We start from the raw sequence: 20520 nt of genomic DNA, 5'->3' as shown, positions 1-20520 counted from the left end.
TTATCCATTCTAAAAAATTTGTTCCATTTATTATCCTACGTGATTCATAAGAAAAAGTAAAAAGTATTCCCCTGCTTAAACTTTGCTGTTGATTTCATAAGAGGCTTATTCAATTAAAGGGAGGGTTCAATGATTAATCAATTACCTATCTTAATGTATGATTAAATTACAGCCGCTAAACATTAAGACTGCTTTTACTTAAGCTAAAAAGAAAAACGAGTATGAACCTTTTTGGGCTCATACTCATTTTAGTTGTACTCAGGGCTGTCAGATAACCGGCAAGTTGTTCTGTTTAACGACTGCCTTTGATGTAAGGGGTTCCAATCGCTTTTGGTGCTTCGGCACGGCCAATGACCCCTGCCAGTGCAAGAATCGTCAATACATAAGGAGCGATCAGCAGGAATACTTGTGGGACATCCTGCAGTAACGGCACACCCGAACTGATGATACTCAGACTTTGGGCGAAACCGAAAAACAACGCTGCTCCCATTGCTCCAAGCGGATGCCATTTTCCGAAGATTACAGCCGCCAGAGACATGAACCCCTGCCCTACAATAGTGGAATGAGAAAAGTTCAGCGCAATCGTCAATGCAAATACGGAACCACCAAGCCCCGCCATTGCTCCTGATATCATGACAGCGACATAACGCATTCTGGAAACGTTGATACCGTTAGTGTCTGCAGCCATCGGGTGCTCCCCGACGGAACGCAGACGGAGACCAAATGGCGTTTTATATAATACGTACCAGCCTACAAAAGCAAAGGCAATGGCCACATAAGAGGTCAAATACATTCCTGAGAAAAATAATGGACCAATTATCGGAATATCCGATAATAGCGGCACATCTGTGGTATAGAATGGTCTGCTCACCATGTCTGTCTGACCTTTACCGTACCACTGCTTGGTTAAAAACAGACCTAAACCCAGTGCCAGGAAGTTTATTGCTACACCACTAACAACTTGATCGGCACGGAAAGTAACCGAGGCAATCGCATGGATAATCGAGAAGATAGCAGAAATGATCATCGCTACGAAAATAGATACCCAAGGAGTCCAGGAACCGAATGTATCGATAAACGTCAGATTGAAAACAATCCCGACAAACGCCCCCATTACCATAAGACCTTCCAGGCCGATATTTACAACACCGGACCTTTCACTAAAAACACCGCCGATAGCAGTAAGAATCAGAGGGGCTGAAAAGAAAATAGCCGGGCCTATGATTGATTGTAATATATCTAAAAAACCCATTTTATTTCCCCTCCTTTTTCATTTTCAGTAAGAACCAGCGAATCATATAACTGGATGCTACAAAGAAAATGATCATGGCAATCACGATATCTACTAATTCCGTAGGGACACCTGCACCTGTTGGCATGTTCAATGCTCCTACCTTCAAGGTACCGAATAGTAAAGCAGCAAGGACGACTCCTATGGCTGCGTTTCCGCCAAGCAAGGCAACGGCGATTCCATCAAAGCCAATGTTCGTAAACCCGCCTTTAACTGATTGGTAACCGAATGTCCCGATACCTTCCATCGCACCTGCCAGTCCAGCAAACGCACCAGAAATAACCATTGATAGAATAATATTACGGCCGACATTCATTCCAGCATAACGAGAGGCATCCTGGTTGAAACCAACCGATCTCAACTCGTAACCACGAGTAGTCTGATTTAAAATGAACCACATAATAGCGGCTGCGAACAACGCAATCAACAGACCATAGTGGAGCCTGGAATACTGGGTAAGAGCAGCCAGCCATTCCGAAGTCAATGATGCGGTTTCCGGAATACGATCGGTACGGTCCTGCCCGTCACTAATGATATTTCGTACCAAAGCATTCGAGGTATATAAAGCAATGTAGTTCATCATAATCGTTACAATAACCTCATGGACTCCGAGTTTTGCTTTTAATAATCCAGGAAGGAACCCCCAAGCAGCCCCAGCTAAAGCAGCAGCAATTATCACTAGTGGCAGGTGGATGATCATCGGTGCGTCAATCGCAAGCCCAACCCACACAGATGCCAGCCATCCCATAATAACCTGACCTTCAACTCCGATATTGAAAAGCCCGGTCCGAAAAGCAAAGGCCACGGCTAATCCGGACAGAATATATGGTGTAACCTGTCTTAAAGTCTCGCCAAAAAAGTAAGAATCCCCAAAGGCTCCCTCCCATAAAGAAAGGTATCCTGTCAACGGATTATATCCAAAGCCAAGCATGATGAATGCCCCAACCAATAAACCTAAAAAGACAGATATAGTTGGTATTAATATATTTACTAAACGATTGGAAAACATCACTGACCACCAGCCTTCTGCTGTTTACTGCCCGCCATGAGCAGACCGAGTTCCTGCTCTGTCGTTTCCTCCGGCTTCACTTCAGCTACTATGCTACCGTCGAACATGACTGCAATCCGATCGCTCAGATTCATAATTTCATCCAGTTCAAATGATAATAGCAGGACAGCTCGTCCCTTATCCCGTTCTTCAATCAATTTCTTATGAATGAACTCGATTGCTCCTACGTCTAATCCCCTTGTAGGCTGAGCAGCGATAATCAAGTCAGGGGAGCGATCCACTTCCCGGCCAATGATGGCTTTCTGCTGGTTCCCCCCAGAAAGAGCACGAGCTTTCGTATAGACCGAAGGCGTCCGTACATCATATTCTTCTATAAGCGATTTAGCTTTTTGGTAGATTTCTTTGTAGCGTAAGACGCCTTTTTTTGAAAAAGGTTCGTGATGATAGGTTTGGAGTACCATGTTTTCACCGATGGGGAAATCCAATACCAGACCGAACCGATGACGGTCCTGGGGAATATGCGAAATTCCCGCTTCTGTCACTTTCCTAGGGGTCAGATTGGTGATTGATTTACCATTCAGCCTAATATCACCACTATCCGCTTTTCTCAACCCAGTAATCGCTTCAATCAATTCTGACTGGCCATTTCCATCGACACCAGCCAGTCCAACAATTTCACCTGCTTTAACTTCTAAATTCAAACTTTTAACCATATCGACCTGACGAGCATCCTTCACGTTAAGATCTTGAATTGCTAAGGTGACATCTTTGGGCTGGGCAGGTTGCTTTTCAGTAGAGAAAGTGACTTCACGGCCAACCATCAAAGAAGCAAGTTCGTTCGGATTCGTATCTGCCACATCAACTGTACCGATCCCTTCTCCTTTTCGGATGACGGTGCATCGGTCACAGACTTGCATGATTTCTTTCAGTTTATGAGTGATAAGGATGATTGATTTTCCTTCACGAATTAACGCCCGCATAATTTCAATCAGCTCTTTGATTTCCTGTGGTGTCAACACAGCAGTAGGTTCATCAAAGATCAGGATTTCAGCACCGCGATACAAGGTTTTCAAGATTTCCACGCGTTGCTGCATACCAACAGATATATCCCGGATTCTCGCCTTAGGATCGACACGAAGCCCGTATAGCTCCGATAAACGCTCCACCTCTTTTTCCGCTTTCTTAATATCAACGGTACCTTTCTTTATAGGTTCACTTCCCAGAATAATATTTTCCGTGACTGTGAATTTGTCCACTAGCATAAAGTGCTGATGCACCATTCCGATGCCAAGCCGATTAGCTACATTCGGATCAGTGATTTTGACACTTTCCCCCCGCACCTTTATTTCTCCCTTTTCCGGCTGGTAAAGACCAAACAGGACGTTCATCAATGTTGATTTACCGGCTCCATTCTCCCCTAACAAAGCGTGGATTTCTCCTTGTTTCACTTGCAGGGTGATATTATCGTTAGCGACTATCCCAGGAAATTCTTTCCGGATATTCAGCATTTCTATAACATAATTCATGGTTTCCCCCACTTTCTTAATCGACCGTAAACCTTTTTTTATCTAAAGGGATATTAATCCCAGGGTCCATAATTTGACATTTAAAATTTAAAAAGTTTACCAGGTAGATAAACTGCTAGAATCTTTGTCTTTAAAAACATCAAATGAAAAGGGCTGCCTGCCTTTCATTTGATGTTTTTATATAAGAAGGAAAGGCTGGCTGACCAGCCTTTCCATTCCATTATTAAAGTGAATCTTCAAATTCTTTTACTTCATCAATTGTGCTAGGGACTTCTACTTCACCGTTGACGATTTTTTCTTTCCAGTCCTCTACAGCAGTTTTGATTTCATCTGTCATAGCTTCCTCGTTTGTAGTAGCAACACTGATCGCATCATCTTCAAGACCATACTCTACTACTTCCCCACCAGGAAACTCACCGTTCATAGCATTGGTTGAAACGTCCTGGACAGCAACATCTACTCTCTTGACCATAGAAGTCAATGTAACGTTCGTGTCATTAATTTGACCTTCTTCATGCTGGTCACGGTCCACCCCGATTACCCAGACATTTCGGTCAGCGTCATTTTGTTTCAGGTCTTTAGCTTGAGCGAATACCCCGTTACCAGTTCCGCCGGAAGCGTGGTAGATAACATCTATTCCTTGAGAATACATGTTAGAAGCGATCGCTTTACCATCATCAGGTGCATCGAAAGCACCTGCATATTGCACTTTCACTTCAATATCTTTGTTTACTGATTTAACACCTGCTCGGAAGCCAGCCTCGAATTTATTGATGAGATCACTGTCTACTCCACCGATGAACCCTACCTTGTCAGATTCAGTTTTCATAGCAGCCGCTACTCCAACAAGGAAAGAACCTTGGTGCTCTTTGAATACGATGCTTGCCACGTTGTCTTTTTCTACAACAGAGTCAACGATACCGAAGTTCGTATCTGGATTTTGGTCAGCAACTTCTTCAATAGCTGGAGCCAACAGGAAACCGATACCGTAAATAAGGTTATAATCACTGCGTACCAGACGGTTCAAGTTAGTGTTATAATCAGCATCACTTGTAGACTGGGCATAATCGATCCCTTGTCCTTTTTCCATCCCATTTTCTTCACCAAAAGCCGTTAAACCTTCCCAAGCGGATTGGTTAAATGATTTATCGTCAATCCCGCCAACGTCGGTTACCATCGCTACAGAAAAATCATCACCTGCAGCTTCTTCTCCATTAGAATTGTCACTACCGCTGCCTTCTGCATCTTCTGAGTCACCGTCAGAAGAACCGCAAGCACCAAGAACCATACCGATCGCCAACAATAGTGTTAAAATTAATAATGAACGACGATTTTTCAACATAATTACCCCCTATTTGTTATAAAATTAGCAAAATTCCGACTAAAAAACGCTTTCATTTTTGCTGATTTATCGACGATCACCTCCTAAAATGAAATGTGTCACATTGATGAAATCGCTTACACTCTTTTTCTTAACACGTGAAAACTGAACTTATCAGCCCTGAAGTAATTGGATGAATACAACACTGGTTCATCCATTTCTGTATAGTGCATTTGTTTAAGAAGCAAGAGGGATTGTTCAGGTTCACACTCAAGCACAGGGGAAATACGTTCATGGTAACCAATCGGTTCAATATAGGTTACAGCATAGCTGACTCGTTTCCCTGCATATTCTTCGAGACTATCAAATATGGAATCCTTTTCCAGTACATCTTTGACTGGTATCAAACCATCCGGCAATTTATCAATGCAATAGACAACAGGTTGGGAGTCGGCTGTTCTCACTCGTTCAATTTGCGCTAAACTATGTACGGCAATCGGATCAAATCGTTTCTTGTCTTCCTCTGACGGTTCAACGAAATCAGTTGAAAGGAACTGAGTCCCAGGTGTCATACCTGATTTTTGAATCATTGCTGTTACACTGATAAGCTCTTCGATTCCTGAGGAAAAAACTGGTTTCGGATTGACAAAAGTCCCGACCCCATGCCTTCTTGTTACAATGTTTTCCTCTTCCAGAATCCGTAATGCTTCCCGCAGTGTGGCACGAGAAACCCCCAGTTTCTTTGATAACTGAAATTCAGACGGAAGTTTTTCTTTCTCTTTATATACCCCGTTTTCTATATCACGTTTAATCTGTTCAATCACCTGTAAGTATAAGTGACGGGTGTCTTGTCTGATTGACATAGAGTTCCCTCCAATATTCCTAACGTATGAGATCTGACATCTGACGTTCGACACATCTTGTCAGACAATAATATACCATTAAACTAGTAATAAATAAATAGAATTTTTTTATTTTTACTAAATAAGACACATTTTTTCTCATTAGTGTGATTAAATAGGTCTAAGCGATCTGTCGCATGCGCCTATTTCCATACATTAGAAAAGACCATATATCCTTGGTACCAGGACATATGGTCTTTATTAGGAGCTTTGTTGTTCTTCTGTTGTTTGGGATACAAGTACAGTCCTCGGTTTACTTCCTTCATAAGGACCCACCACTCCATTATCTTCCATGGCGTCAATTAGTCTGGCTGCTCTCGTATAGCCGACACGAAACCTTCGTTGCAGCATCGAAACACTAGCACTTTGCATTTCAACCACAAGCTGAACTGCTTCTGGATACAGTTCGTCATCCACTTCCTGTTTCACTTCGCTCTCTTCTTCTGGAATCATTTCTTCCTGATACTGGGCACGTTGTTGGTCCACACAGTAGTTGACGATTCTTTCGACTTCTTCATCCGATAAAAACGCCCCCTGGACACGGGTAGGTTTCGATGCACCTACTGGCATAAACAGCATATCTCCCCTGCCCAGCAGCTTTTCCGCACCTCCAGAATCGAGTATGGTACGGGAGTCTGTCTGAGAAGAAACGCTAAAAGCTATCCTGGACGGGATATTCGCTTTGATAATTCCTGTAATAACGTCAACGGATGGTCGCTGAGTAGCAATAATCAAATGGATACCTGCCGCACGTGCCATTTGAGCAAGTCGGGTAATAGCATCTTCGACATCATTGGAAGCTACCATCATCAAATCGGCCAGCTCATCCACAAGCACAACTATATAAGGAAGCTGTGGCTGTGTTTCTTCGCTATCTTTATTCTGTTTTGCGATATATTCATTATATCCTTCGATATTTCTTGTTCCTGTGTCAGAAAACAAATCATAGCGACGTTCCATTTCTGCTACTACTTTCTTCAGGGCCCGGGCCGCTTTCTTAGGATCCGTAACTACGGGGGAAAGTAAATGAGGAATGCCATTATAGACATTTAACTCTACTTTCTTCGGATCAATCATCATCATTTTCACTTCATGCGGTTTCGCACGCATCAGGATACTTGTAATAATTCCATTGATGCATACACTCTTCCCGCTTCCCGTTGCACCAGCAACAAGTAAGTGGGGCATTTTGTTAAGTTCCCCGATCACCGCATCCCCGGATATATCTCTTCCAAGAGCAAATCCCAATTTAGATCCTTGCTTAGCCGAGTTTGATTCAAGCACTTCCCGTAAAGAAACCATGGCCACTTCCGTATTCGGAACTTCTATGCCTACAGCAGACTTACCAGGAATCGGTGCTTCGATTCGTATATCTTTTGCGGCAAGGGCTAATGCCAGATCATCATGCAAATTGACAATTTTGCTTACTTTTACTCCCACATCAGGATACACTTCATATTTGGTTACAGCAGGACCTACATGGACTTTTGTCACTTTTGCTTTCACCCCGAAGCTATGGAAGGTCTTCTCCAGTTTCCTTACCGTGGCCTGAATTTGCGAGCGTTCCTGCGACTGGGAATTATGGGTTGGTTCAGCTAATAAATCCATGCCTGGCAAATGGTAATCTTTATTCTCCATTTCCGTCATCGGTAATGACTGGGTGAGTGTATCTTCTTCCTTTTCCTCGTCTTGAGCAGTAGATATCTGCTCTTCTGGGGCGGAATTCTGCTGCTTCAATTCAGAGGAATAAGCAATATCAGTGAAGTCCTGGATGATTGGCTCCTCACCCTCATCGATTCCTTCAACCGGTGGTTCCCCTTCTTCCATCACCATGTCTGTTTCACGCTTGTCCTTTTTGTTTCGTACTTTCTTTCTATCTTCTTTTTCTTTTGATTTACGATTCGTTTTTATTGAATTCCATTGGTCACGGGTGAAAGCGGTGATTTTTCCTAATACATTTTCCAGCCAGGTGCCAAGTGACCATTCCGTTAAGAAAATGATTCCGATGATAATACCAAATACAGAAAGTATTTTGGCCCCGGCAGCTGAGAATAGAAAATAAGTGAGTGCAAATAAAACAGCACCGACCATTCCCCCTCCGATCGTAGCGAAGGGAAGATTTCCATCTAAATAAGCAAAATAGTGTTCCCAGGTCGTTTTCAAGATCGATGGCTGGCTGGAGCCTGCGAGAATACGCTCAAATGACTGTATGTGTGTGAATAGAATGGTGGAAAGAAAAATGATATAAAATCCCGTCATCCGTTTATGTAAAAATACCGGCCATCTTCTTTTAATCATTAAAAATAATCCTAGTACCAACAGGAATATGGAAGCTATGAAGTACCATACACCAAAGAAGAATTGCAAAATATGTTCTAGCCCGCCAGGAACTGCACCATCACTGATGGCACTTGCCCCGCTTCCAAATACGGCAAGCAATATAAATAACAGGCCAAGAAGTTCTACCTTTAACTGCTTTTTCAATCTCGCCTGTTTTTTCTTGTTCCTTTTTTTTGCCATGCTGTCACCTCTATCTACTATAATGAAGCTTTGTTTAGGAAGTAGAAAAACCCTGCCTCTACAAAATACTTAAAATTAGAAGGATGCCGGCCAAATGAATAATTCATTGAGAGCGACATCCTTTACAAATAATAGTCAGTATCATTATAGCACAGGCAAGCATGTGTTTGGTGGCATTCAAGCGTTAAATTGAATTCCTGGTTGATAGTCCGGGTGTAAATAATCAAATGGATCGGTAGATAGTAGTTGAACGATCTGATAATTGCCATTTTCAAGCTTTCTTGCTTTGACAGTCGTTTGTTTGTAGGCAGTGATAACCGTACTATCGTATGCATTTTGATCCGCTGGGAATATATCCGTCTCACTTAAAGGTGTATAGAGAACCATTACTGGATCACCTGCTCTTCATCTGGTTTTCTCTTATCGATCTCCTTATTTAACATTTCCATTGCTTCCTTAACCCCTCCCACAGCATCAATTAATCCATAATCGACTGCGTCCTGTCCGACTACATTGGTGCCGATATCACGGGTAAGGTTTCCTTTCGCAAACATTAATTCTTTGAACTTGTCTTCGTCGATATTAGAATGCTGGGTGACGAAATTCACTACGCGATCCTGCATTTTGTCCATGTACTCAAAGGTTTGGGGGACGCCGATGACTAGTCCGGTCATCCTAATCGGGTGTATGGTCATCGTAGCAGTTTCGGTAATGAACGAATAATCGGTTGAAACAGCGATCGGCACTCCAATCGAGTGGCCTCCGCCTAGGACAATGGAAACCGTAGGCTTCGATAGGGAAGCAATCATTTCTGAAATAGCTAATCCTGCTTCCACATCCCCTCCGACTGTATTCAATAAAACAACAAGTCCTTCAATTTTAGGATTTTGTTCAATTGCTACCAGCTGGGGAATCAAATGTTCATACTTTGTTGTTTTATTTTGAGGTGGAAGCTGTAGATGACCTTCTACCTGACCGATAATAGGCAGGACATGAATATTTGAATCAGGAGCCTGAGGAACATTTGATTGTCCCAGCTGCTGAATTTTTTCCACTAGCTCCGATTTTTTCGGTTGATCTCCTGGCTGATCTTTTTGTGGCTGTTGTGGCTGATTATTGAATTCTGTCATAGTCATACCCCTTTCTTTACGGTTAGTATGAACCAGACCCCATCATCCAATACAAAATAAGGTATGATGATTAGAATAGCGTTTAGCTAATAAATTTTAACCAAAAAAAGCACCGTATGCCATTTACACATACGGTGCTTTCTGAGATATTACACAGTCACATTAAGGAGCTCTACCAGCCTTTTTCGCTCATCAGGAGAGAGCGGGACAAGCGGAAGTCTTACTCCGCCCACATCAACGCCCTTGATTTGTAGAGCTGTCTTCAAAGGTGTAGGTGAAGGAGCGCGGAACATCTCACTCATAATCGGAATGAGCTGGCGATGGATCTTAGCAGCTCCTTCGACGTCTCCTTGATCGAATTTCGCTAACATCTCCTGCATTTCATTACCAATGACATGGGAAGATACAGAGACAATACCCGCTGCACCAATGGCACAGATTGGCAACGTGAGACTGTCTTCCCCTCCATATACATGGAAGTTATCAGGTGTAGACTCAATCATTTCTGAAATTGATTCAATATCTCTGCTTGCATCTTTAATAGCAACAATATTAGGTATCTTTGAGAGTGCTATTACTGTCTCTGCAGATATTGATACAATGGAGCGACCTGGAACATTATATAACATTACAGGGAGGTTTGTTCCATTGGCAATACTTTTGAAGTGTTCATAGAGCCCACGTTGATTCGGCTTATTGTAGTAAGGAGTAACCAGCATGACAGCGTCCACACCAGTTTGTTCTGCTTTTTTGCTTAACTCAATGGAAGCATGGGTATCATTGCTGCCGCTGCCGGCGATGACAGGTACACGTTTATCCGCCACCTCCACCGTATGCTTCCATAATGCAATTTTCTCTTCCGATGACAAGGTTGGTGATTCGCCTGTCGTTCCTGCAACGACCAGCCCATCTGACCCATTATTGATCAGAAAGTTGACAAGTTTTGTTGTCTTATCGAAATCTATATTACCCTTATGGTCAAATGGGGTGACCATTGCCGTCAATACTCTGCCGAAGTTCATCGTGCACTTTCTCCCTTCTTACTCACAATTATTCAAGATCAAGTTCAAACACTTTATGCAAGGCATTGACAGCGGTCACTAAATCGTCCTGAGGGATCAACACCCATATGGTTGTATGGGAGTCGGCGGACTGCAAAATCTGAACCCCAGCTTCTGTCAGTGTGTGGACGATTTTTGCAGTAACCCCCGGGACCCCAGTCATTCCAGCGCCAACTGTCGACACTTTTGCACAATTACGGATAACTTCAGGCGTATAGCCCAAATTCTCCAATATTTCCACAGCGCGGTTCGTATATAAGTCTTCAATCGTATAAACAACACCGCTAGGAGAAATATTAATGAAATCAACAGATATACCAGCTTCGGCCATGGATTTAAATACTTCCGACTGCAGCTGATATGGTTCTTCTTTAGCAAGGACACGAATTTGTGTAATTCCGGAAATATGTGCGATTCCTGTCACTAACCGGTCCGGGATATCCTTTCCTGCTTCCGACTCACGCGAGGAAGTGACGAGTGTACCTTCATCAACCGAGTAAGTAGAACGGACCCGGATTGGCACTTCCGCCTGCATGGCAATTTCAACCGCTCTCGGATGAATGACTTTTGCTCCCTGGTAGGCTAAATTACAAATGTCATTGTAAGTAACCTTATCAAGAGCTCGTGCCGAATCAACAATCCGAGGATCTGCTGTCATTATACCTTCTACATCTGTGAAGATATCCACAAAATCCGCCTGCAGGGAAGCGCCTAATGCGGCTGCTGTCGTGTCGCTTCCACCACGGCCGATCGTAGTGATTTCGTTCTCTTCCGACCTGCCCTGGAAGCCTGCTACAACCACTACATCATGGGAATTAAGTTCTTCTTCCACACGTGTAGCATCCATTTTGATAATCTTAGCTTTTGTAAAATCTCCATTTGTTATGAATCCAGCCTGACCGCCTGTTAATGCGATCGAATGAATGCCTGCCCGTTTCAGTTCATTGGAAAAAACAACAGAGGAGATCGTTTCTCCGCATGACATCAATAAATCACGTTCACGGGAAGAAATATTAGAGGCAGGGAAACCAACGAGGTCAAGTAAAGAATCTGTGGCGTAAGGATCACCCTTCCTGCCCATTGCAGAAACGGTGACCACCACTTTATATCCTTGTTCAATAGCTGTCTGAATATGTTCGATTGCTTTTGCTCTTCCTGCTTCATCTCTTACAGATGTTCCACCAAATTTTTGTACTACTACTTTCATGTTGACACCCCATCAACTAAGAAATTACAACCAATCATTAGCAACTAGTTGTTCTGCGATCTGTACAGAATTCCAAGCCGCTCCCTTTAATAGATTATCAGAGACGATCCAAAGATGGAAACCATTTGTCTGGTCCAGGTCTTTTCTTATCCTGCCTACAAACACATCCCGTTTTTCTGCTGCGCTTAGCGGAGTAGGATACGTTTGAGTCGCCGGTTCGTCCTCCAATACGATGCCAGGTGCATTTTTCAAGGATTGATGTAGATCCTCAACTGATAGTCCTTCTTTCTCTGTTTCAATATATACACTTTCCGCATGAGATGTGAATATCGGTAGTCTTACGCATGTAGCTGCTACAGACAAGTCTTCCGCGTGCATGATTTTCTTCGTTTCGTTAATCATTTTCATTTCTTCAAAGGTATAACCATTCTCTTCAAAGGTGTCGATTTGCGGTAACGCGTTAAACGCGATTGGATAATGTTTCTCATCACCTTTGACGGGAAGGATTTCTGCCTTCATATCTTCTCCGTTCAAGAAGGACTGCGATTGTTCGCGCAATTCTTCGATTGCTTCTGTACCAGAGCCTGAAACAGCCTGATAGGTAGATACGATTACCCTGGTTAATCCGTAAGCATCTTTGATCGGTTCCAATGCTGCTACCATTTGGATTGTGGAACAGTTCGGATTAGCAATAATTCCTTTGTGCTCTTTGATATCTTCTTTATTTACTTCAGGTACGACAAGCGGTACCTCCGGATCCATACGATAAGCACTTGTATTATCCACCACAACTGCTCCTCGTTTTACGGCTTCAGGAGCCAGCTTTTTAGAAATGGAACCGCCAGCAGAAAATAGGGCGATATCAACTCCTTCAAAGCTTTCAGGTTTAGCTTCTTCTACTGTAATTTCTTCACCTTTATAAGAAATTTTCTTACCCGCTGAACGCGAGGAAGAAAGCAGCTTCAGACTTTTGATTGGAAAGTCACGATCTGCCAATGTTTCTATCATTTTCTGACCAACAGCGCCTGTGGCACCTACTACTGCTACGTTGTATTGTTTTGACTGACTCATATCCGTGTCCCCTTTCTCGTTTGAATAATTGAAAATTCTCTGAAATAGAGTCACTTCTTGTATTCTATCATAATAAGGGGAGTTGATGTTAGCGATATTCTATGCATCTTCAAAATGACGCTGGAGTAAAACAGGTTGTTTCTGCCTGCCAGCAATGGCCGCCTCTACTGTTTCCGGTAATTTTGTCATATCTGCGACAAGGGAGTTCGGTTTTTTATATGGGTCATCCTGCCCGTAAGGTATAAAATAGATATTCTTCGTAGCCATCAACCTCATTAGATTGACTCCATTTAACCCTAGTGCATCATTCGTGGAAATTCCGAGAACTACGGGTCCTCCATTCCTTAATGTTGCTTTGGCTGCCATCAATACCGGGGAGTCCGTCAATGCATTAGCCATTTTGCTCATGGAATTGCCCGTAAGCGGGGCAATTACCATGCAGTCGAGGGGGCGTTTAGGTCCTAACGGCTCCGCATCCGGAATGGTCATGATCGGTTCTTCACCGGTCAATTCCTTCAACTTTTTCAAGTGGTCTGTCGCATCCCCGAACCTGGTATCCGTCTTTTGTACCGTATAGGAGAGAATCGGTATCACTTTCGCTTGCATATCCACTAAGCGCTTGATTTCTGGAAAGACAGCATCATACGTACAATGTGATCCCGTTAATCCGAAGCCGATCGTTTTCCCTGAAAGACTCATTTAGATTCTCCATCCTTTCGCTTGTAATCTTTTAAAATCTGCGAAACTGTGTTCGCTAAAATCCTGCCGGCAGTTTTAGGAGCTACAATTCCCGGGAGACTAGGGGCGATGATCGCTTTTATGCCACGTTTCTCTGCATAGCGGAAGTCTGTTCCTCCTGGTTTAGACGCCAAATCTAAAATGAACGTGTGACTGGGCATTTTTCTTATTACAGAAGCGTTTATTATCGGAGCCGGGATAGTGTTGATCATGATGTCGCTGTTTTCTGCATTTTTTTCTAAATTATTCAAATAGAACGGAACAAGCCCCATTTCCTGTACTCTTGCGTAATGGGCTGGCTTTCTTACCCCTACATGTACTTTTGCGCCAAGACCATGGAAAGCACGCGCGACACTCATTCCCACTCTTCCTAAACCAAGGACATGGACTCTGGAAGAATGTATAGTGAAATCAGTATTTTGGATAACCATCATGATTGCCCCTTCTACTGTAGGGACAGAATTATAAATCGCCACATCATCACGGGATAGTAAAGGAACCAACCTACGATCAGTCTTATCCATTAAATCAGTTAAATATTTATTGGCTATACCTGTCAGGAAGATACAGTCGTCTTTTGTCCGTGTCACCCAGTCCTCATCGAGCGCCATTTGTTGATTGGAAAAGATACTATCAATATTGCCGTTTTCATCTGTCCCCGCCACAGGAAGAATGACTACGTCAAATTTTTCTACTTCTTCATCATCCATATCGATATGGTTTGCTCCGGTGAAGCCGTAATCTAGTTGGTCGAAACCTATTAAGTGAAGTGAGGCATCCCATTCACTCAGCTTGCGGATCATTTCGATTTGTCTTGCATCCCCGCCGAGGATTGCCACATTCCATCCGGTCAGCATACCGGACACCTCCTTTTGCATTGGTGCTTCACGTTCTCCCTCTATCCTATGTAGGAGCGGATTGTTCGTTCCTTGTATCACTGGCAAAGATGAAAGATAGGAAGGTGTCGATTATTAAAATTGAAATGGGACATGGAGAAACATTCCAAAGTATAGGGGGATTTCCTCAGGGTTGATATTACAGATAAGCTCCTTTTTGCTGAAGACTCAGTTTCAAGAGAAACTGTTTCCGTTATGGTGTTGAGCGTTTGGAGGTCCGGGAAATCACTCGCTTTCCATGGGCATGGGGTGAGCTTCCTCAGGCTTCGCCTTCCGGGATCTCACCGATCATGTTCATCCCATAGGAGTCTCGCAATTTCCCGGACCTCCTTGCGTTGGTGGGAGTAACGGAAACAACGGTATAACGTTCTTCAAACAAAGAGTGAGCTACGCATAAAATGTGAGCTTAAAACCTTGCCTTTGTTCAATTATCCATTAAAAGTAGAAGAGCTCTTCAAATGTTCGTTGCTCTCATTCTTCGGATGTGAAGGATCTAGGCGAGATCCCACAGGGCAATAACCCGAGGAAGCTCGCCAGTTCCCCCACAGGAAAGCGAGTAGTTTCCCAGCCGCCCATGACACTTTTATGGTAAAGAACCCTAGATATCTTGAAATCAAGTCTTCGACTTTTCGGTCCTTTAGTGGAATAAGTTGAAGTTTATGACGTAAAAAAAGATACATCTCCACCTAGCTGAATCTATATATAAGTAAGGTTTTGCAAAAAAATAAAAAGGCACCGATCGTTATTCGATCGGCACCTCTATTTGTAATACTTATATAAGAATCTCTTATCCTTTTTTTGGCTGAATCAGGATCATGTCTTCTCCGACACGGATAATTTCATTCCAGGTTATCCGGTGGCCTTCGTGTCCTGATTTAACTCCGAACCACTTGTATTCTGGTATGACGAATGATTTGATTTCCCCGGTTTTTTCATCTATCTCTAAATCGGTCTGCCCTAAAATTCCAAGCTTCGTGCCACTGGATACATCGACAATTTCCTTACCGCTCAAACTTTTGAACCTCATCAGCTGCCACTCCTTCTTTCATCTTGATTCACTCAATAAAGATTCAATGTCACTGACTTTTAGCCCTTTCTCTCTGATTTGATCGATCATTACTTCGAGACTTTGAGCAGTTACATGGGTCGGGTGCATCAATACCATTGCTCCGGGGTGTATTTTTGAAACCACTCGTTGCACCATAACTTGCTGGGTTGGCTTTTTCCAATCAACGGTATCAACGGTCCACAATATGGTTTCCATCTCCAACGCAGCTGCTGTATCTACTACCGCTTTGTTGTAGCTTCCTGAAGGTGGAGCAAACCATTTTGGGGTTTCATCTATAAGCGATGTGATGACCTGGTTGGTCCTTTCTATTTGTTCTTGTATTTGACCACTGTCCATTCTACTCATATCAGGGTGATTGTATGCATGATTTCCAATTATATGACCTTCCTCTTTAATCATCTTGACTAGGTCAGGGTTTTTCTCAGCAAATTGCCCGTCAATGAAGAAGTTAGCCTTTACCTTTTTTTCTTTCAATGTCTTTAACATATCTGGTATATGCTCTTCTCCCCAAGAGACATTAATCAGGAAAGTAACCATCTCTTTCTCAGGATGACCGCGGTAGATGGGAGAGGCAGGCAGGTCCTCTAATGATACTTCTGGCGCCACTGAATCGTAGACCAATTTATCTTCATCAAAAGTATTCACTTTTTTCATTTTCTCATAAGACTTTTTCACATTCACTTTCCTGCCTTCGAGTCCAGGTGTTTTTTTCCAGACTTTATCTATATAGGCGTCTTGGGCGGGTAAATCATAATCTCCTTTTTTGGTTTCTATTTCTTTATAGAGGTTTGTGGTTTCCATAGAGGCGGTTAATGGAGCAAACACATGGGTATAAGAGAGAGGTCTTGCAGCCATGGAAAAATAGATGATGATCAAAGCTATGACGCTTATTCCTATGTATCTCCATTTCATTACAAACTCCCCCTTATCGTTACCTTATGGACAGAAAGGACGAGTTAGAACTTTTATTATACATTTTAGAAAAACGGTTTAAGTCCTTATGGCGAAAGCCTAAGTTTTCTTTTACCTTTAAATTAGTAAATCTTTTTTAAAGTAAAAAAAGAAACTGGATGTCCAGCTTCTTTTCAATTATGCATCGCTATTTTCTTTTTCCTGCTTTTTCTTTTCTTCAACCAGTACAGCTTTGCGGGAAAGGTTGACGCGTCCCTGGTTGTCGATTTCCTTGACTTTCACTTTCAGCATATCACCGATTTTCGCAACATCTTCCACTTTTCCGATGCGTTCTTCAGCCATTTCTGAAATGTGTACAAGGCCGTCTTTTCCTTTGAAAAGTTCTACGAAGGCACCGAATTTTTCAATCCGCTTCACTTTTCCTTCATATACTTCACCGACTTCTACTTCACGAACGATATCCTCGATGATCTGTTTCGCTTTCAAGTTCATTTCTGCATCAGTAGAAGAAATGAAGACTTTACCGTCCTGCTCGATATCGATTTTGACACCTGTATCTTCAATAATCTTATTGATCTGCTTTCCACTTGGACCGATAACATCACGGATTTTATCCGGTTTAATCTGCATCGTCAGTATCTTAGGCGCATACTGAGAAAGCTCCTGACGGTATTCAGGGATTGTAGCCAGCATGCTATCCAAAATGTGCATACGGCCCTTCTTAGCCTGAGTCAATGCTTCTTCCAGAATTTCACGCGAAAGTCCTTCAATTTTAATATCCATCTGAAGAGCCGTGACACCCTTTGATGTACCTGCCACTTTAAAGTCCATATCGCCAAGGAAGTCTTCCATTCCCTGGATATCACTTAGAATCGTATAATCTTCACCAGACTTTACGAGTCCCATAGCGATACCAGCTACAGGTGCCTTGATCGGTACACCTGCGTCCATCATAGCTAATGTACTTGCACAGATACTTGCCTGAGAAGTAGAGCCATTAGATTCTAGAACTTCTGATACCAGACGGATCGTATAAGGGAAGTCTGCTTCAGAAGGTATGACAACTTCCAATGCACGTTCACCTAAAGCTCCATGTCCAATTTCACGACGTCCCGGTCCACGAATCGGCCCTGTTTCACCTACAGAGAAATGCGGGAAGTTATAGTGATGCATGAAACGCTTGGATTCTTCCAGGTCCAATCCATCAAGAATCTGAACGTCACCCAGGGGCCCCAGCGTACAAATACTTAATGCCTGCGTCTGTCCACGTGTGAACAATCCGGAACCATGGGTGCGAGGCAAGACACCAACACGGGAGGACAGTGGCCGGATTTCTTCAGGACTACGGCCATCTGGACGTACCTTTTCTTTTGTAATCAGGCGGCGTACTTCCTCTTTCACCATATCATCTAAAATAGCTTTTACTTTCTTGATTGTTTCTTCATCAGCTTCCTGTTCTTCGTAGCTGGCGATAATCTCTTTTTTAGCTGTATCGATAGCTTGTTCGCGGGCTTTCTTTTCGTGCGTCTGGATAGCTTTGACCATAGTTTCTTTGACGTCAGCTTCCAGCTGCTGTTTCAATTCCTGGTCGAGGTCAACCAGTGTCACTTCCATCTTTTCTTTTCCAACTGCTTCGATCACTTCTTCCTGGAATGCCACCAGGCGTTTGATTTCTTCATGACCGAACATGATTGCTTCCAGCATGTCTTCTTCAGGAACTTCCAATGCTCCCGCTTCTACCATGTTGACAGCATCCTTCGTACCAGCAACCGTCAAGTTGATGTCGCTTTTATCCTGCTGTTCCGTTGTCGGGTTGATGACAAACTCTCCATCAATACGTCCGACAATCACTCCAGCAATTGGACCGGCGAATGGGATATCTGAAATGCCCAAAGACAATGATGAACCAAGCATGGCTGCCATTTCCGAAGAACAATCCTGGTCTACACTCATCACGGTGCTGATGACCTGAACATCATTACGGAAGCCATCCGGAAACATTGGACGGATAGGACGGTCAATCAAACGGGAGGCGAGAACTGCTTTGTCGCTCGGACGACCTTCCCTTTTAATGAATCCTCCTGGAATTTTCCCAACTGCATATAGACGTTCTTCATAATTGACAGTCAACGGAAAGAAAGGTAGATCTTTCGGTTCTTTAGATCCAGTCGCAGTGGACAAAACGGATGTATCTCCGTAGCGTACCATACAGGCTCCATTAGCCTGCTTGGCTAATTCTCCTACTTCGATGGAGAATGTCCGACCGCCAACTTCGATCGAAAAAATTTGCTTTTCTTCTGCCATAACTTTTAATACTCCTCTCAATAACAACTGTTAAGTGAACACGATTCCTTGTATAGCCTGTATGCTCATTAGCTTTTCCTATTTCTATAAAAAGCATGAGCTGTCTGCTTCGGGAATATACATGAATTTAAAGTATACAGCGTCCAGCTGCACCTTTATGTATGCAAACATACAGAAAAAGCGGGATTAACTCCCGCTTTTTGTCTTTACCATTAACGACGCAAGCCAAGACTCTTAATCAACTCGCGGTAACGTGTAACATCATTTTTACGTAGGTAGTTCAAAAGGTTACGACGCTTACCTACCATTTTCAACAAACCACGACGAGAATGATGGTCTTTCTTATGCGTACGCAAATGCTCATTCAAGCTGGTGATCTGCTCAGTAAGTACAGCGATCTGTACTTCTGGAGAACCAGTGTCGTTGTCATGAGTCTTATACTCATTAATGATTTCGTTTTTACGTTCTTGTGTGATTGCCATTTCGGCTACACCTCCTGGATTTCTATAAAAATTCCCTTTCCCCGAGCAAGCGTTGGAGACACGCGTTGCCAAGCGAAGGTTCCGTATTTAAGGGTACAACTTTTGCTGCAAAAATGCAAGGATTAGTTCATGTTCTCTACGAAAAATTGACGGATATTTCTTTCATCCTGTTTTAATTGCTCCACAAGGGCATCCACCCCGTTAAACTTCTTTTCATCACGGATGAATGCATGCCAGTAAACATCGATTCCTTCGTTGTAAATATTTCCAGAAAAGTCAAAAATATACACTTCTAAATTAGGTTTCTCTGCCTCTTCGTTAAAGGTAGGTTTAAACCCAAGGTTGGCCATCCCTTGATAAAGTTTTCCCTTATATTTTACACGGACAGCATACACCCCTACCTTTGGCAGCAGGTAATCTTCATTCAATGCTATATTTGCTGTTGGAAAGCCAATGGTCCTTCCTCGTTGATCTCCCTGTACTACCTTCCCATACGTAGAAAAAGGACGTGCAAGCAGCCGGGCTACCTCTTCCATGTTCCCTTGCTTCAATTCACGGCGAATTCGGGTAGAGCTGATTTTTTCTCCATGATCTTCCACTTTATCAATCACTGTCTGGTCAAACATCCCCCTGGAATGGAACGGCAAAGTTTCCATATTGCCACGCCCCATCCTCCCATAGCTGTAATCAAACCCTGCCACTACATGCCGTACATTCAATTGAATGAGAAAGTGATCAACAAATTCCTGCGGCAATAAATCAGCCAGCTGTTCGTCAAATTTAACGATGAACAATTGCTCGACGCCTAGTTCCTCAAGAACTTGCTGCTTCTCCCTCATAGGGGTAATGTAGGCAACGTGCTGTTCCTGTTTTTTCAATACAACGGATGGATGAGGGTAAAATGTCATCACAGCACTGTTTAGTCCCGTTTCCCTTGCCTTTTCCACAGCAGTGTTAATCAGCTCCTGATGGCCTTTATGGACACCATCAAAAAAGCCGAGGGCCAGAACAGAAGGGGGGAAATCTTCTTTATTAAAGTCATGGGGATATTTCAATTCGGTAATTTTCACGATGTTCACCT

Annotated in this window: 18 protein-coding genes; all 18 read right to left on the bottom strand. The window is 43.1% G+C overall.

The window, feature by feature from the left end; genetic code table 11:
* Positions 1 to 292: 292 nt before the first annotated feature.
* On the bottom strand, positions 293 to 1252 hold the full coding sequence (locus tag FHS45_RS05270; RefSeq protein ID WP_062445895.1) for an ABC transporter permease: 960 nt from the start codon (positions 1250 to 1252) through the stop codon (positions 293 to 295).
* A 1-nt stretch (position 1253) separates the two neighbouring features.
* Positions 1254 to 2300 (bottom strand): ABC transporter permease, encoded by a 1047-nt coding sequence (locus FHS45_RS05265; protein WP_062445894.1) that lies wholly within the window; start codon positions 2298 to 2300, stop codon positions 1254 to 1256.
* Positions 2300 to 3826 carry an ABC transporter ATP-binding protein gene (locus FHS45_RS05260; protein WP_062445893.1) on the bottom strand — a complete coding sequence of 509 codons (1527 nt, stop codon included), beginning with the start codon at positions 3824 to 3826 and terminating at the stop codon, positions 2300 to 2302. Before FHS45_RS05260 ends, FHS45_RS05265 begins: the two co-directional genes overlap by 1 nt.
* A 223-nt stretch (positions 3827 to 4049) precedes the next feature.
* Complete coding sequence (locus tag FHS45_RS05255) at positions 4050 to 5168, bottom strand: BMP family lipoprotein (RefSeq protein WP_279588061.1); 1119 nt, start codon at positions 5166 to 5168, stop codon at positions 4050 to 4052.
* Between the two features lie 116 nt (positions 5169 to 5284).
* Positions 5285 to 6010, bottom strand: a complete 726-nt coding sequence (locus FHS45_RS05250; protein ID WP_062445892.1) for a GntR family transcriptional regulator — start codon at positions 6008 to 6010, stop codon at positions 5285 to 5287.
* A 240-nt stretch (positions 6011 to 6250) separates the two neighbouring features.
* On the bottom strand, positions 6251 to 8569 hold the full coding sequence (locus FHS45_RS05245; protein WP_062445891.1) for a DNA translocase FtsK: 2319 nt from the start codon (positions 8567 to 8569) through the stop codon (positions 6251 to 6253).
* A gap of 177 nt (positions 8570 to 8746) precedes the next feature.
* Entirely contained in the window at positions 8747 to 8956 is a 210-nt protein-coding gene (locus tag FHS45_RS05240) for a YlzJ-like family protein (RefSeq protein WP_062445890.1), read from the bottom strand.
* Positions 8956 to 9699: a ClpP family protease gene (locus FHS45_RS05235; protein ID WP_082412051.1), complete on the bottom strand. Its 744-nt coding sequence runs from the start codon at positions 9697 to 9699 to the stop codon at positions 8956 to 8958. Before FHS45_RS05235 ends, FHS45_RS05240 begins: the two co-directional genes overlap by 1 nt.
* A gap of 149 nt (positions 9700 to 9848) precedes the next feature.
* Positions 9849 to 10721, bottom strand: coding sequence for a 4-hydroxy-tetrahydrodipicolinate synthase (gene dapA, locus FHS45_RS05230; RefSeq protein WP_062445888.1), 873 nt, complete (start codon positions 10719 to 10721; stop codon positions 9849 to 9851).
* 28 nt (positions 10722 to 10749) lie between these two features.
* On the bottom strand, positions 10750 to 11967 hold the full coding sequence (gene dapG / locus FHS45_RS05225; protein WP_062445887.1) for an aspartate kinase: 1218 nt from the start codon (positions 11965 to 11967) through the stop codon (positions 10750 to 10752).
* A 24-nt stretch (positions 11968 to 11991) separates the two neighbouring features.
* Positions 11992 to 13038, bottom strand: a complete 1047-nt coding sequence (gene asd / locus FHS45_RS05220; RefSeq protein ID WP_062445886.1) for an aspartate-semialdehyde dehydrogenase — start codon at positions 13036 to 13038, stop codon at positions 11992 to 11994.
* Between the two features lie 99 nt (positions 13039 to 13137).
* Positions 13138 to 13737, bottom strand: a complete 600-nt coding sequence (locus FHS45_RS05215; RefSeq protein ID WP_062445885.1) for a dipicolinate synthase subunit B — start codon at positions 13735 to 13737, stop codon at positions 13138 to 13140.
* A complete protein-coding gene (dpaA, locus tag FHS45_RS05210; RefSeq protein WP_062445884.1) occupies positions 13734 to 14633 on the bottom strand; it encodes a dipicolinic acid synthetase subunit A in 900 nt (299 codons plus the stop codon). The genes FHS45_RS05215 and dpaA overlap by 4 nt, the downstream gene beginning before the upstream one ends.
* An 826-nt stretch (positions 14634 to 15459) precedes the next feature.
* Positions 15460 to 15699, bottom strand: coding sequence for a YlmC/YmxH family sporulation protein (locus FHS45_RS05205; protein ID WP_176224032.1), 240 nt, complete (start codon positions 15697 to 15699; stop codon positions 15460 to 15462).
* An 18-nt stretch (positions 15700 to 15717) separates the two neighbouring features.
* The gene (locus FHS45_RS05200; protein ID WP_062445882.1) at positions 15718 to 16653 is read right to left on the bottom strand and encodes a polysaccharide deacetylase family protein; all 936 of its coding nucleotides are present in this window, start codon (positions 16651 to 16653) and stop codon (positions 15718 to 15720) included.
* A 177-nt stretch (positions 16654 to 16830) separates the two neighbouring features.
* Entirely contained in the window at positions 16831 to 18957 is a 2127-nt protein-coding gene (gene pnp, locus FHS45_RS05195; RefSeq protein ID WP_062445881.1) for a polyribonucleotide nucleotidyltransferase, read from the bottom strand.
* A 212-nt stretch (positions 18958 to 19169) separates the two neighbouring features.
* Positions 19170 to 19439 (bottom strand): 30S ribosomal protein S15, encoded by a 270-nt coding sequence (gene rpsO, locus FHS45_RS05190; RefSeq protein WP_062445880.1) that lies wholly within the window; start codon positions 19437 to 19439, stop codon positions 19170 to 19172.
* A 122-nt stretch (positions 19440 to 19561) separates the two neighbouring features.
* The gene (gene ribF, locus FHS45_RS05185) at positions 19562 to 20509 is read right to left on the bottom strand and encodes a bifunctional riboflavin kinase/FAD synthetase (protein ID WP_062445879.1); all 948 of its coding nucleotides are present in this window, start codon (positions 20507 to 20509) and stop codon (positions 19562 to 19564) included.
* Between the last annotated feature and the right edge of the window lie 11 nt (positions 20510 to 20520).

The organism is Thalassobacillus devorans (genome assembly GCF_011761345.1).
Classification (GTDB): domain Bacteria; phylum Bacillota; class Bacilli; order Bacillales; family Halobacillaceae; genus Thalassobacillus; species Thalassobacillus devorans.
The sequence above is the reverse complement of the archived record's forward strand: the minus strand, read 5'-3'. Positions and strand labels throughout refer to the sequence as shown.

Bases quoted from the DNA above. Each gene is read 5' to 3' on its own strand.
- FHS45_RS05270 (WP_062445895.1), bottom strand. From the start codon at position 1,252: ATGGGTTTTTTAGATATATTACAATCAATCATAGGCCCGGCTATTTTC.
- FHS45_RS05265 (WP_062445894.1), bottom strand. From the start codon at position 2,300: ATGTTTTCCAATCGTTTAGTAAATATATTAATACCAACTATATCTGTC.
- FHS45_RS05260 (WP_062445893.1), bottom strand. From the start codon at position 3,826: ATGAATTATGTTATAGAAATGCTGAATATCCGGAAAGAATTTCCTGGG.
- FHS45_RS05255 (WP_279588061.1), bottom strand. From the start codon at position 5,168: ATGTTGAAAAATCGTCGTTCATTATTAATTTTAACACTATTGTTGGCG.
- FHS45_RS05250 (WP_062445892.1), bottom strand. From the start codon at position 6,010: ATGTCAATCAGACAAGACACCCGTCACTTATACTTACAGGTGATTGAA.
- FHS45_RS05245 (WP_062445891.1), bottom strand. From the start codon at position 8,569: ATGGCAAAAAAAAGGAACAAGAAAAAACAGGCGAGATTGAAAAAGCAG.
- FHS45_RS05240 (WP_062445890.1), bottom strand. From the start codon at position 8,956: ATGGTTCTCTATACACCTTTAAGTGAGACGGATATATTCCCAGCGGAT.
- FHS45_RS05235 (WP_082412051.1), bottom strand. From the start codon at position 9,699: ATGACAGAATTCAATAATCAGCCACAACAGCCACAAAAAGATCAGCCA.
- dapA (WP_062445888.1), bottom strand. From the start codon at position 10,721: ATGAACTTCGGCAGAGTATTGACGGCAATGGTCACCCCATTTGACCAT.
- dapG (WP_062445887.1), bottom strand. From the start codon at position 11,967: ATGAAAGTAGTAGTACAAAAATTTGGTGGAACATCTGTAAGAGATGAA.
- asd (WP_062445886.1), bottom strand. From the start codon at position 13,038: ATGAGTCAGTCAAAACAATACAACGTAGCAGTAGTAGGTGCCACAGGC.
- FHS45_RS05215 (WP_062445885.1), bottom strand. From the start codon at position 13,737: ATGAGTCTTTCAGGGAAAACGATCGGCTTCGGATTAACGGGATCACAT.
- dpaA (WP_062445884.1), bottom strand. From the start codon at position 14,633: ATGCTGACCGGATGGAATGTGGCAATCCTCGGCGGGGATGCAAGACAA.
- FHS45_RS05205 (WP_176224032.1), bottom strand. From the start codon at position 15,699: ATGAGGTTCAAAAGTTTGAGCGGTAAGGAAATTGTCGATGTATCCAGT.
- FHS45_RS05200 (WP_062445882.1), bottom strand. From the start codon at position 16,653: ATGAAATGGAGATACATAGGAATAAGCGTCATAGCTTTGATCATCATC.
- pnp (WP_062445881.1), bottom strand. From the start codon at position 18,957: ATGGCAGAAGAAAAGCAAATTTTTTCGATCGAAGTTGGCGGTCGGACA.
- rpsO (WP_062445880.1), bottom strand. From the start codon at position 19,439: ATGGCAATCACACAAGAACGTAAAAACGAAATCATTAATGAGTATAAG.